General features: G+C 64.0%; 9 protein-coding genes. 5 read left to right on the top strand and 4 right to left on the bottom strand.

Annotated elements, in window-relative coordinates:
- On the bottom strand, positions 1 to 1,200 hold the full coding sequence (locus EB835_RS00470; protein WP_240688441.1) for a protein kinase family protein: 1,200 nt from the start codon (positions 1,198 to 1,200) through the stop codon (positions 1 to 3).
- A gap of 159 nt (positions 1,201 to 1,359) precedes the next feature.
- Here EB835_RS00470 and nudC point away from each other — a divergent pair, with 159 nt between their 5' ends.
- Both nudC and EB835_RS00460 read left to right on the top strand, forming a co-directional pair.
- Complete coding sequence (nudC, locus tag EB835_RS00465) at positions 1,360 to 2,337, top strand: NAD(+) diphosphatase (RefSeq protein ID WP_135807542.1); 978 nt, start codon at positions 1,360 to 1,362, stop codon at positions 2,335 to 2,337.
- Positions 2,334 to 4,373 (top strand): ATP-dependent DNA helicase UvrD2, encoded by a 2,040-nt coding sequence (locus EB835_RS00460; protein WP_135807541.1) that lies wholly within the window; start codon positions 2,334 to 2,336, stop codon positions 4,371 to 4,373. The genes nudC and EB835_RS00460 overlap by 4 nt, the downstream gene beginning before the upstream one ends.
- Here the strand turns inward: EB835_RS00460 and EB835_RS00455 are convergent.
- A complete protein-coding gene (locus EB835_RS00455; protein ID WP_135807540.1) occupies positions 4,350 to 5,252 on the bottom strand; it encodes a hypothetical protein in 903 nt (300 codons plus the stop codon). The two genes, EB835_RS00460 and EB835_RS00455, sit on opposite strands and share 24 nt — an antisense overlap.
- Positions 5,253 to 5,809: 557 nt before the next feature.
- Here EB835_RS00455 and EB835_RS00450 point away from each other — a divergent pair.
- The gene (locus EB835_RS00450; protein WP_135807539.1) at positions 5,810 to 6,361 is read left to right on the top strand and encodes a M48 metallopeptidase family protein; all 552 of its coding nucleotides are present in this window, start codon (positions 5,810 to 5,812) and stop codon (positions 6,359 to 6,361) included.
- Here the strand turns inward: EB835_RS00450 and EB835_RS00445 are convergent.
- A complete protein-coding gene (locus EB835_RS00445) occupies positions 6,345 to 6,899 on the bottom strand; it encodes an NUDIX hydrolase (protein WP_135807538.1) in 555 nt (184 codons plus the stop codon). The two genes, EB835_RS00450 and EB835_RS00445, sit on opposite strands and share 17 nt — an antisense overlap.
- Positions 6,900 to 8,327, bottom strand: coding sequence for a zinc-dependent metalloprotease (locus tag EB835_RS00440; RefSeq protein WP_135807537.1), 1,428 nt, complete (start codon positions 8,325 to 8,327; stop codon positions 6,900 to 6,902).
- A 171-nt stretch (positions 8,328 to 8,498) separates the two neighbouring features.
- On the opposite strand from EB835_RS00440, the gene EB835_RS00435 reads away from it, so the two are divergent.
- Together EB835_RS00435 and EB835_RS00430 are read left to right on the top strand one after the other, a co-directional pair.
- Positions 8,499 to 9,641, top strand: coding sequence for a YlbL family protein (locus EB835_RS00435; RefSeq protein WP_135807536.1), 1,143 nt, complete (start codon positions 8,499 to 8,501; stop codon positions 9,639 to 9,641).
- Positions 9,638 to 12,661: a UPF0182 family membrane protein gene (locus EB835_RS00430; RefSeq protein WP_135807535.1), complete on the top strand. Its 3,024-nt coding sequence runs from the start codon at positions 9,638 to 9,640 to the stop codon at positions 12,659 to 12,661. Before EB835_RS00435 ends, EB835_RS00430 begins: the two co-directional genes overlap by 4 nt.
- Positions 12,662 to 13,168: the final 507 nt, after the last annotated feature.

Raw genomic sequence — 13,168 nt, 5'->3', positions numbered from 1 at the left:
TCAGCGGATCCGACCGGTCTCTTCCCCGTCATCGGAGTCCTCGGAGTCACGAGTCGGTTCGGTCGACACCTGCGATCCGAGTTCGGATTCGAATTCCGACTCGTCTTCCCGCGAGACGTCAGAGGACTGAGCCCGGGGAATGAACACATCGGACGCTTCGGTCTCCGTGATGGCGGCTTCGACATCGGGAGTGTCGGTTCCCGCCGCCGCGGTTGCCGAGGTGGTGTCGCGTGAGGCTTCGGTGGACGGAGAAGCATCTTCTGTTTCGTCTTCACGACCGGCAGCTGCGCCCTCGTCGGCTGCGCTGCCGAACAGGACCTCATTGAATGAGCGGAGCAGCTCGGCCGCATCCTCGACGGCCGTCTCGTCCCCGGAGTCGACGGCTTCGAGCAGCCAGTCGAGCACGGCGAATTCCGCCAGCAGCTCGGCCCGGGCGATGACGTGCTCATCGGCGCGGGGCCGAGAGTTGCGGTATTCCTCGTAGAAGGTCGGCAAGGCGGCAGGATCGATCAGCGCTGAAGCCGCCGCCAGGTCGATGGCCGGATCGGCGACGCGAAGACGACCGATCTCTGCCAGAGCAAGCACCCGCTCCTGATCGGTATAGACGCTCGTCTCATCGAGGGAGCCGTGGATGGGTGCGGCGAGGAAATGCCAGAGCGCGACCTTCTCGAACTCCTCCTCCCAATGCTGCAGCAGTGACGACGGCACCCGGCCGGTGCTCGCTGCCTGATCGAGGCGCTCGAGGATGAGGAACTGTGACCGAGACGGATCCTCCACCGGGAAACCCGCATCGGAGACGGGTTCGGGCGCCGCCGAATGCAGGGTCGCCAGAGCCTGTGCCAATGAGCTGGCCCGCGCAGTGTCGGCGATGGGAACATCTCCCAGTGGTGCGCCCGGAAGAGGATCGGTCAGCGTCACGGTCGTCGGGGATTCGGTATCGAAGTAGTCGGCGTCGACCTCGGTGATGGCCCGCAGGTGCGGCCAAGTGAAGTCCGCGTGCGGGTACATGGTCTCGTAGATGCGTCCCGCTTCGGCAGCCGAGCCGATGTCCGCGGACCGATCGAGTTGGGTCTGAGCCGTTGCGACGAGCTGCTGGTCGTCATTGCCGAGCAGGACTCTGACACCAGCGTCCAGGGGCGGCAGGGGAGTCCATTTCGTCGGGACGAAGCCGTCGAGCATCGTCGCCGCGATAGCAGTCAACTTGAGCGCCTTGTTATCCACCTTCCCCAATCTACCGTCTGGGTTCCGCTGAGACACGGGACTCGCCGTCGAGCGTGTCTGCCGAGGCGGCTTTCGGCTCCCGCCGGGGAGACGTCGGCCACGGTGGCAGTGTCAGGGCGCTGGGCTATCGTGGAGGACATGAAGCCTTTGCCTCCAGTGCAGCCGATCAGCCTCGCCCGACACGGAATCGATCGTGACCATCTGACTCGGGGCCAAGACGGGGACCTCAGCGAGATCTGGGCTTCGGGGGCCCGGGCGGTCTTCGAACACCGCGGGACGCTGCTCGTCGCCGGCGGCGGACTCTTCCTGACTGACCGCGAATCGGTGCCCAAGGGGCAGACAGAGGTCTACCTCGGCCGTGACCCGCAAGGCACCCGCTATATCGGAGTGTCCTTGGACGACGACGGACGCAGCCACATCGACGCCCGACTGGACGCCTCGCGGGCCCGGGACGCCACGGACCAGCTGACCGCACCGGGGGAGGGCATCGACAGTTCCGAACCGGTCTGGCTGCCCCTGCGACACCTCGCCGAATCTCTTGATGATGTGCAGGTGTCCCTGGCCTGTGAGATCGTCGGCCTCGGAAACTGGCATCGCGCGCACCGGTTCTCCCCGCGCACCGGCACCCCGACCACCCCAGCCGTGGGCGGATGGGTCCGCCGCGACCCGGAGACCGGAAGCGAACACTTCCCTCGCACGGACCCCGCCGTCATCGTCGTCATCGTCAACACTGACTCAGACGGTGTCGAACGTGTCCTGTTGGGCAACAACGCCGCTTGGGAATCCGACCGGTACTCTCTCCTGGCCGGATTCGTCGAACCGGGCGAGACCCTCGAACGCGCCGTGATCCGCGAGATCTGGGAAGAAGCTCATCTCGAGGTCGTCGACCCGCAGTATCTGGGCTCCCAGCCGTGGCCGTTTCCGTGCTCACTCATGCTCGGCTTCGCAGCATCGGCTCCCAGCCGCGACTTCGCCGCCGATGAGGCGGAGATCGCCTCCCTGCGCTGGTTCACCCGGGCCGAGCTGCAGAATGCCATTGCCGACGGAGAAGTGCGCGCCCCATCGACGATCTCGATCGCCGGTCAGCTCCTGTACAGCTGGTTGGACAACGAATGAACGCTTCGGCCGCGGCCCTACTCGAGGCCCTGGACGAGGAGCAGCGTGCAGTCGCCACCCATTTCGATTCGCCGGTGATCGTCCTCGCCGGTGCCGGCACCGGCAAGACTCGCGCTATGACGCACAGGATCGCCTATGGAATCGCGACCGAGGTGTTTCCGGCCAACCATGTCCTCGCCCTGACCTTCACCGCAAAAGCGGCGGGGGAGATGCGTTCGCGCCTGCGCGGACTCGGAGTGCCCGCGGTTCAGGCCCGCACGTTCCACTCTGCGGCGCTGCGTCAGCTGCGCTTCTTCTGGGACCGCTTCGCCGAAGGCGACTTTCCGCGCATCATCGAGAACAAGGCCGGCATCATCGGCTCGGTCATGCAGAGTCTCGGATTGGAGACCAGCCGGGAACTGACGCGAGATGTCGCCTCGGAGATCGAATTCGCGGCCGCATCCCTGCTCGGCGTCGAAGACTATGCGACCAAAGCTGCGGCTCGGGAACTCCCCGGCCGGCTGACTGTCGAGGATATGGTGCGGATCTTCGAAGCCTACGGGGAGGCGAAGACAAGAGGGCGGCTGCTCGACTTCGATGATGTGCTCCTCGTGCTGTCGGGAGTCCTGGCCGAGTACCCTGCGATCGCGGCTGAGATCCGCGAACAGTACAGGCACTTCGTCGTCGACGAGTTCCAAGACGTCTCACCGCTGCAGTTCGATGTGCTCTCACGCTGGTTGGGTCCCCGCGACAATCTCTGTGTCGTCGGTGATCCGGCCCAGACCATCTATACGTTCGCCGGAGCCGATGCGAGCCTGCTCGGTTCGCTCAGCACATCGATGCCCGAAGCCAGAACGATCCGTCTTGTTCGCAACTATCGCTCGTCCCAGTCGATCGTGTCCACGGCGAACAGTCTGCTGCGGCACACGTCTTCGTCCGCACTGACTCTGCGGACGGACAATCCGGTGGGGCAGCAGCCGCGGATGGTCGAATACCCGACCGATGAGGCTGAAGCCACCGGGGTCGTTCAGGCCATCTCCGCCGAAATCCAGGCAGGGCGTCGTCCTCGCAATATCGCGGTCCTCTTCCGCACGAATGGACAGAGCCCCGCCTATGAGCAGGCGCTGGCCGCAGCCGGAATTCCCTATGTGCTGCGTGGCGGGGAACGATTCTTCGCCCGCAAAGAGGTCAAGGAAGCCGTGCTCATGCTCAAAGCCGCACGTGCGACATCGGGCGGGCAGCGCCTGCCCGAAGCTGTGATGGAGGTTCTCGGGTCGCTCGGATTCACTCGGGAACCGCCTGCGGCTGGGGCCAGTCGGCAGCGCTGGGAGTCCCTCAAAGCTCTCGTCGACCTCGCCGAGGAACACCAACACGGGCAGGAGCTGCCCGTGCCGATGGAAGTCTTCTTGAACGACCTGTCCGACCGTGCCGAACATCAGTTCGCCCCGGATATCGAGGGGGTCACTCTCGCGTCCTTCCACGCGGCGAAGGGTCTGGAGTGGGACAGTGTCCATCTGGTCGGTCTCAGCGAAGGTCTGCTGCCCATCAGCTATGCCCAGACCCCGAGAGCCATCGCCGAAGAGCGGCGTCTGTTCTATGTGGCACTGACCCGAGCCGGCAGAGACCTGCGGATGAGCTGGTCACTGGCGAGGTTCGACTCCAAACAGAAGCCTCGGAGATCCTCCCGGTTCCTCGCCGAACTCGGCCAGGCGGGACCGACCATGGGAGAGGGACGAACAGCGTCGAACACGACGGTCCTCAACCGCTGCCGTGGCTGCGGCAGGGCGCTGGTCTCGCAGATCGACCGGTCCGTCGGGCGATGCTCCGACTGTCCTGCCGACATCGACCTCGAGCTGCTGGACAGTCTGCGCCGGTGGAGGGTGCGGGTCGGATTGGAACAGGGCCTGCCGCCGTACCTCGTGCTCACCGACACCTCACTGTCCGTCATCGCCGAAGTCCGCCCCCGCAGCCTCGCTGAGCTCGCTCGGGTTCCCGGAATCGGTGCGACGAAGCTCGAACTCTACGGAACGCAGCTACTGGGCATGCTCGGCGACTGACCCGAAATCGGGCACCGGTGAACGACACTGGCAGCGGTCATGGAAGAACAGGCTGGTGTCCAGCACCTCTCCCGCATCCAAGGTGACCACGCGACGGAACGGAGCAGTCTCGGGCCGCAGCAGCGCCTGACGAAGCATCTGGACGACATGGGCCGAACCGAGGATCCGTGCGGCGGGATCGCAGAGGCTCTCCCGTTCGGGCAGAGCACGCAGATGCGGATGCTGCGCGAGCCATCCCGAGTCGCTGTCCTTCCGGTGAAGGCACGAACAGACAGAGCACGGTGTCCGGCCGGGACGAATGAGTCCGGTGATCTCCACCGCCTGCTCTCCGAGGACGACTTGGCAGTGGTCGACCTCACGATCGCTGAGCCACATGGCAGAATGCAGATCCGGAACGAGATGCGAACTCGTGACCACCACCGGCGCTGTCATGAGATCGAGCTCGTCGACACGGTGGGCTGCGGAAACAGCGAAGCCGAGGGCGGCCAGCTGTCCCTCGACATGGCAGCGCAGCGGTCCGGTGACGAGCACCGGCCGAGACCCCAGGATCTGCGACACGCGATCCGGCGACAGGTTGAAGGCGCGCGCAGCGGCGAAGACCGGTGATCCTTTCGGCACTGTGCCGGCATCCGCATCGACGGGGACGAGCACTCCGGCCTCACCGAGGAGGGTGATGAGGGAGCTTGCCCGGCTGAGGTCGGCCCCGAGCTCCTGAGCACGAACATAGAACTGTGCCGAGCCGATGCCGAGGCGGAGATCTTCGATGAGACTGGCATCGGCGGGCAGCAGCCCATCGATGAGCACCGGGTCATCTGCCCCGAACTGAATGCATGAAGACGATCGCCATGTGATGGGAACACTCGGAAAGATCCTGAACATCTCGACCCCTTCGCCTCAGTCTCGTGGAGACTTCCACGGTAGTGAACAGAGGGCCGATTCGCCACGGTCAACGCGGAACTGTGGATAAGCTTGTGGAAAAACGGCTGAGGACAGGCCGGGAACGTTTCCCGACATGCCCTCAGCCGCATAGTGCCCCAGGCGCTCGCGAGGACTCGTGCGGCTTCCCCTTCCGCACGCATCCTCGGGTTTTCCGGGGTCAAGCATAGAACTTATTCCGCAATTGCCGCCGCGTCAATGCGCCGTCATGCACAGAGACGTCAACAGCTTGTGGATAACCTGTGGGAATCGCCGTGCAGTCTGTGGAGGAAAGGTGCCTTGATCGCCGATTGAACTGTTGATAAACAGGTCGCCGGATCGGATCAGCTCCTGTTCCGCGGGGGAGAGGTTCGCCGAGGCGGCTGTGGACAGGTGATCTGCTCCCGGAATTTCGGCAGATTCAGGAAACTCACAAACTCTGGGATCCGAAAGTGAGTTCGTGTTCTTAACCGTTCCAGTGAGCCAGTCCCTATGTCAGGTGCTTTTCCTATGATGGTCTGGTGAGCAGAGCACAGCGGTGGAGTGAAGATGAGGTATTGCGGGCGATCGCTCGTGGCGAGATCGAAGTGCGCCGATCGGCGCGGCGGAAGAAGACCGTTGCCGTCTCGAAGGAGATAGAGACCTATGTGCTGCGCACTCCCGTGCGCTACAGCGTGGAGAACAACATCCGGTCGCTGACGGACCTGTTCAATCGTCTCTCCGCCCGTGACCATTCTTCCGATGCTGACCTCGTCGACCTGGCTGATGAGATGAGTCGGCGGTACTTCGGCGGTCGGCTGCGGCCGACCTCGATCCGCTGGGTGACGAATCAGAACATCAGTCGGTGGGCGTCAACGACGACGTCGACGGGAGACATCCGCATCTCCCATCGCCTGCAGGCGGTGCCGCGCTGGGTGCTGGAGACCGTAGTGGTCCATGAACTGGTCCACCTCCAGATCGGGCCGCATTCGAAGGAGTTCCACGCCTTGGCCGATCGCCATCCGAGGCAATCGGACGCAAGACTCTACCTTGAGGGATTCAGCGACGGGGAACGTTTCAGCCGCGGGGGCTGAGCGCTGCCACAGCGGAGCGGTAGAGGCCCGGCAGCCGGTCGGGCAGGTCGGGCATGAGATCGCCGGGCAGTCGATCCAACTCAAACCATGCGACGTCGAACGACTCGTCGGAAACCCGTGGGGAGTCTCCTGTCGATGCCTGGGCTGCGTAGACGACGTCGAAGTGCCGGGTGCAGACCCCGAAGGCCGCCGACAAGTCATGCACATGCAGATCGATGGGGGTGGCTGTCACGCGGGTGAGAGGGTGCAGACCGCTTTCCTCTTCGGCTTCTCTGCGTGCGGCCCCGCGCAGTGAGACATCGTCGGGTTCGAGATGTCCGCCGAACTGCCCCCACAGACCGGCTTTCCTGTGGTGATTGAGCAGGACCGCCTCGGCGAGAGGGTCGACGACCAGACAGCTGGCAGTGACATGATGCTCGCCACCGGCGCGGTGCAGGGAATCGTCGCCCTGCCGGTCGAAGAGCTCAGCGAAGGCGACTGAGAATGGGGTCTGCGGCCCCTGCCCGACTTCCTGCCGGGCAGTAGCGAGATCGATCATTCAGCGATCATCGGGCTGATCGGAGTCATCGCCGTCGGTGGATTCGGAACCCTCGGAGTCCGCGTCCTCGGACTCGGCGGTCGGCTGCACGTCGCTGCCGCCGGCTCCATCGAGACCCTCGGCGAGGATGCGGGACAGCGCCTCGTCGATGCTCGACTCATTGGTCCACTCGGCCTGACGACGCTCGGAATAGCCCAAGGGGTCATCGAGATCCTGTGTGGTGGGCAGCAGATCCGGGTGAGAGAACACCCGGTCGCGGGCCTCGGCGCCGCCCTGGGTTTCGAGGTAGGCGAACAGGGCGGCCGCATCGCGGAGGCGGCGGGGGTTGAACTGGAGGCCGACGAGAGTGGAGAAAGTCTTCTCCGCAGGTCCCGCAGTCGCACGGCGACGGCGCAGAGCCTCGCGGATCTGATCGCGACCAGGCAGATGCTTGCAGGCCTCGTAGACAACGACATCGACCCAGCCGGCGATGACAGCGAGGAGATTCTCCAACGACGTCAGGGCCTTCTTCTGGTCCTCGGTCGTCGGCGGGTTGAACAGCCCCTGGCGGATGTTGTCGCTGAGGTCGGAGATGTTCGAAGGATCGATATTCGACGCCATATCCTCGATCTGCGAAGTATCGACCTTCAGACCCTGCGCATAACGGGTCAGGGCCGTCTCGACCTGGGCGCTCAGCCACGGGGCACGCTCGAACAGTGCGAGGTGGGCGAGTTCCTGAGCCGCGAGGTAGATGCGGACCTCGGAGACGTCGACGTCGACTTCGGCGGCGAACGAGTCGACATTCGTCTCGATGACGACGGCAGTGTCATGGGGGAGCAGGGGCAACCCCACCTCGGTGCCGGTGAGGACGCTTTCGGACAGTGCGCCGACGGCTTGGCCGATCTGCATGGCGAACATCGAATCGCTCATCGACCCGAACATCGACGAAGCCCCGGAGAGGATGCTCTTCATCTCCTCCGGAACCTGAGATTCGAGCGTATCGGTCAGGGACGAGGACATGTTCTCCTTGATGGGCAGCACGAACTTCTGCCAGCCCGGCATCGTCTCCTTCACCCAGTCGGCGCGGCGCAGCGGTCGGGCGGAGCGGTTGGCGACAGAGAAGTCGGTCGCCTCGGCGAGCCAGAGCTCAGCCAGACGGAACGCATCGGCTGTTGCCCGCTCGGCGTCCTCGGACACGGAGGGGTCAGGAGTCGGCACGGCCTTCTGAGCGATCGACACGGCCTGGGCCTGTGGATCGGCACCCTGGCCGAAGAGCCCCTGCATCTGGTTCATGATCGTGGACATCATCGCCGGATCGATCGGGAAGCCCTGCGGCATGCCCGAACTGTTCTTGTCCTCCCCCTGACCGGATCCGGGACCATTGGCGCCGAAGAGCATTCCGAAGATCTGCTCGAACGGATTCTGCTCGTTGTTGTTGTCATCGGTCATTGTTCTACAGCCCCCAAGAATCGGTTTGACATCAACGTTAACGGTTCCGAATGTGCGAAGCTTCCCAATTCCGGGAGGTTTCGCAGGATGTTCGCACCGGGCGAAAGGAGTCTGTGAACCGGACGCTGAGGTTTCAACTAGACTGGTGGGGCGGTGCAGCGAAAGGACTACATGACAGAGAACGCCCCTCGGGCCGTGCCGGCGTCACCGGCGCGGACACGCGGCACCAAACGACGACGGAATCCACGTCTGGCCACGACCTCGGGCGTCCTCACCTACGTCTTCATCGCTCTGGCCGTGCTCTTGCCGGTGCCGTATATGCTCCAGCTGCCGGGGCCTGTCTTCAACACCCTCGGTGACTACCAAGGCGACCCGATGATCAGCGTCTCCGGAGCCAAGACCTATCCCACAGACGGCCGCATCGACATGCTCACCGTCGCAGTCAGCGGCGGCCCCGGTCGTGACATCTATGCTTCTCAGGCACTGGGAGCACTTATCAACGGTGACCAGACCGTGGTCCCCACGGAGGCGTACTACCCGTTGGACACCACTCGTGAGGACGTGACCGAATCGAATGCAGTCGAGATGTCCTCGAGTCAGGACGTCGCCATCGCGGCTGCCATGGGGCAGCTGGACAAGTCATATTCTGTGCATCTGTCGGTCGACGAGGTCGTCGCCGATGCTCCTGCGCAGGGCAAGCTGCGCAAGGGCGATCGTCTCATGTCGGTCAACGGAAAGAAGCTGGACTCCGATCCTCAGGCTGCGCAGATCATGAGCAAGACCGTGCAGGAGTCGGACTCTGTCGAGCTCGGCATCGAGCGTGATGGGAAGACCGAGGAGATCAGCCTGACACCTGCGAAGATCGACGACCGCAAGGCTGTCGGCATCACGATGAAGCAGGACTTCGAATTCCCCGTCGACGTGAAGTTCAATGTCGAAGGCGTCGGAGGGCCCTCGGCGGGAACGATGTTCTCTCTGGCGATCATCGACGAGCTCACTCCCGGAGCGATGACCGGAGGCAAGCATGTGGCCGGCACCGGGGAGATCACCCCCGCCGGTGCAGTCGGGCCGATCGGCGGCGCCCGCCAGAAGGTGGCCGCGGCCACCGAGAAGGGAGCAACGCTGTTCCTCTCACCCGCCGACAACTGTGCGGAGGTCATGGCCGCCGCAGACCAATCCAAGATCACGGTGGCACGCATCGACACGCTCGATGACGCGCAGACGACCGTGGAGCAGTACGCCGCCGGCAACACCTCGGATCTGCCGAAGTGTCCCGCCGACGGTGCCGACAACAATGAGAAAGGGCAGCAGTGAGCACCTCGTCCTCACCCACCTCCGCACGCATGCCGGCGAATCGGCCCAGACGTTCGCCGCTTCTGCTCACCCTCGTGTCTGTGGCGATCCTGCTGATCGCCTTCATCGCCTTCACCCAGGTCTATACCGAGGTGCTGTGGTTCCGCCAGATCGACGCTTCACAGGTCTTCCGCACCGTGTGGCTCACCCGTGGACTGACGTTCCTCGGCGGATTCATCGTCATGGCTGTTCCGGTCTGGATCAGCCTGCATCTGGCCTACCGCCATCGTCCGGTCTATGCGCCGACGACGCCGCGGCAGGAAAACCTCGACCGCTACCGTGAGGCCATCGAACCGCTGCGTCGGGTCGCGACGATCGCGATTCCCGCCGTCATGGGCGTCCTCGCCGGCATCACCGCCTCGGCGAACTGGAACACGGTCCTCGAATGGATCAACTCGACGTCCTTCGGGTCGAAGGACCCCCAGTTCGGTCTCGACAAGTCGTTCTTCGTCTTTGTCCTGCCCGGACTGCGCCTCATCGGCAACCAGCTGGGCATGGCACTGCTCATGGCGCTCATCGCCGCGCTCGTCGCCCACTACCTCTTCGGCGGAATCCGTCCGGGGGAGCAGAAGGGCGTCATTCTGACGAAGGCGGCTCAGTGGCAGCTGGGCATCACTGTGGCAGCACTCGTCATCGTCCAGGCAGGTCGGCTGTGGCTCTCCCGCTACGACCGGCTGACCGCGGCCGGCGGTATCGTCCCCGGTGTCACCTATGTCGACGATCATGCGGCTCTGCCGGCAATGGCGATCGTCGCCATCGCCGCAGTTCTGGTCGCTCTGCTCTTCGTCTACACCGCGTGGAAGGGCAATTGGCGGATCTCGATCATCGCCACTCTCACTCTCATCGTGCTCGGTGGCGTCTCGATCATCGCCTACCCGGCGCTGATCCAGCAGTTCCAGGTCAACCCCTCACAGCAGAGCAAGGAATCGGACTACATCCAGCACAACATCGATGCGACTCGTGATGCGTTCGACTTCGACGACATCGACGTGACACCGTACGAGCCGAGCACCACCGGCAAGAAGGGCGACCTGCGCAAGGACGCCGAGACCGCGGCCTCGATCCGTCTGTTGGATCCGAACCTCGTCTCCGACACCTTCCGCCAGCTGCAGCAGGTGCGTCCGTACTACTCGTTCCCGCAGAAGCTCGATGTCGACCGCTACAACATCGACGGAGACATGCGAGACACCGTCATCTCCGTGCGTGAACTCGCTCCGAGCTCGGTGAACAACCAGAGCTGGTTCAACCGGGCGATCGTCTACACCCACGGTTTCGGTGTGGTCGCGGCGAACGGAAACCAGCGCAATCCGGACGGCGAACCGCTGTTCATGGAGTCGGACATTCCCCCGAAGGGCGACTTCCCCGACTACGAGCCGCGCGTCTACTTCGGAGAGTCGTCGCCGGACTATTCGATCGTCGGTGCGCCGAAGGACGCGACTCCGCGTGAGCTCGACTATCCCTCGGACGAGAAGAGCGGCTCCGGTCAGGTCAACAACACCTTCACCGGCGAGGGCGGACCGTCGGTGGGCAACGTGTTCAACCGGCTGGCCTACGCGCTGAAGTTCCAGGACGAGCAGATTCTGCTCTCGGACGCGCTCAACGAAGAATCCCAGATCCTCTACGAACGTCACCCGCGTGAGCGTGTGGAGAAGCTCGCTCCCTTCCTCAAGGTCGACGGCGATCCGTACCCGGCCGTCGTGGACGGGAAGATCAAGTGGATCCTCGATGGCTACACCACTGCCGAGGACTACCCTTATTCGACACCGCAGCCGCTCCAGCAGGCGACTGAGGACTCGACCACGGCGGCGGCTCCGAATTCGGTGGCGACTCTGCCGGATGACGAAGTCAACTACATCCGAAACTCCGTGAAGATCACCGTCGACGCCTACGACGGATCTGTCGACATGTACCAGTGGGACAAGGAAGATCCGGTTCTCAAGACCTGGATGAAGGTGTTCCCGGGGCTCATCAAGTCCTCCTCGGAGATGTCCGGTGACCTGATGAGCCACGTCCGCTACCCGGAGGACATGTTCAAGGTCCAGCGCGATCTGCTCGCGAAGTACCATGTCACCTCCGCCAGTGAGTTCTACTCCGGTCAGGACTTCTGGACGCTTCCGACGGATCCGACGACGAAGGCCAGCAGCGGGCTGACCCAGCCGCCGTTCTATATGACCCTGCAGATGCCGGGCCAGCAGTCGCCGTCGTTCTCGCTGACGAGCTCTTATATTCCTGCTCGTTCGTCCGAGGGGCAGTCGCGAAACAACCTCACGGGCTTCCTCTCCGCCGATGCTGATGCCGGCAACAAGAAGGGCGAGACGGCCGAAGGCTACGGCAAGCTGAGACTGCTGCAGCTGCCGCGCAACACGACAGTGCCCGGACCGGGACAGGCGCAGAACAACTTCAACACCGCGCCTGATGTCCAGCGCAGCCTCAACCTGCTGCGTCAGGGTGAGTCCGAAGTCGAGAACGGCAACCTGCTGACGCTGCCGATCGGCGGCGGTCTCCTCTACGTCCAACCGGTCTACGTCCGGTCCGCCGGTGAGACCTCGTATCCGCTGCTGCAGCACGTGCTCGTGGCCTTCGGCGAGGACATCGGATTCGCTCCGACTCTCGACGAAGCGTTGGACCAGGTGTTCGGCGGCGACTCCGGTGCCAAGGCCGGCGATGCCGGAACAGAGGACAGCGGAAACGGAGAATCCGGTTCGTCGCCCGCCGACGACGAGGACTCCGGATCCGGCGGCGGTTCGTCCGACAAGGCTCTCAACGATGCTCTGCAAGAGGCGAAGAAGGCCATGGAGGATTCCGATGCCGCGCTGAAGGACGGCGACTTCGCAGAGTACGGAAAGGCGCAGGACCGTCTGAAGAACGCGCTTGAGGACGCGGTGGCCGCTGATCCGTCGATCGCCGAGGACGGCGCCGGGGACGGTGCCTCAGCACCTGCTTCGGAGCCGGCCGATGAGGGCGGCGACTCGGGCAACTGAGTCTAGCTCCACCTGCCGCTGATCTGCAGCCGTCGGAAGAAGGCGCCCCTGGGTTCTCCCAGGGGCGCCTTCGTTACCCCTCACGCCGCGCTCGAGCACCCGCCGTTCCCCTCACGCCGCGCTCGAGCACTGTCGTTCCCCCTCACGCCGCGCTTGAGCACTGTCGTTCAAGGCTGAGCGCTTCTGTCGCACTGTGTACCTGCCGAAATCGGTGCAGCGCCTTGAACGAGGCTGATTTCATCCGTGAGCGGGGTCGAAGCAGGCTGCGGATGCGCGGGCGTCAGGCAGCGACCATCAGCGCATCGCTGACCGGGCCTCAGGCCCTGCCTTCCCGTCGTTCAAGGCGGAGAGCAGATGTCGCACTGTGTACCTGCCGAAATCGGCGCTGCGCCTTGAACGAGGCTGCCGTCGCCCTCAACTGCTGCGTGGGCTGCGGATACACGCGGGCTGCGGATACACGGGGAAGTGCGGCATGAATGAGAAGAACCCCCAGCCAGAGAATCTGAC

Origin of the sequence: Brevibacterium sp. S22, from assembly GCF_004745485.1 — a bacterium.
GTDB lineage: Bacteria > Actinomycetota > Actinomycetes > Actinomycetales > Brevibacteriaceae > Brevibacterium.
The sequence above is the reverse complement of the archived record's forward strand: the minus strand, read 5'-3'. Positions and strand labels throughout refer to the sequence as shown.

Bases quoted from the DNA above. Each gene is read 5' to 3' on its own strand.
- EB835_RS00445 (WP_135807538.1), bottom strand. From the start codon at position 6,899: ATGATCGATCTCGCTACTGCCCGGCAGGAAGTCGGGCAGGGGCCGCAG.
- EB835_RS00435 (WP_135807536.1), top strand. From the start codon at position 8,499: ATGACAGAGAACGCCCCTCGGGCCGTGCCGGCGTCACCGGCGCGGACA.
- EB835_RS00440 (WP_135807537.1), bottom strand. From the start codon at position 8,327: ATGACCGATGACAACAACAACGAGCAGAATCCGTTCGAGCAGATCTTC.
- EB835_RS00460 (WP_135807541.1), top strand. From the start codon at position 2,334: ATGAACGCTTCGGCCGCGGCCCTACTCGAGGCCCTGGACGAGGAGCAG.
- EB835_RS00455 (WP_135807540.1), bottom strand. From the start codon at position 5,252: ATGTTCAGGATCTTTCCGAGTGTTCCCATCACATGGCGATCGTCTTCA.
- nudC (WP_135807542.1), top strand. From the start codon at position 1,360: ATGAAGCCTTTGCCTCCAGTGCAGCCGATCAGCCTCGCCCGACACGGA.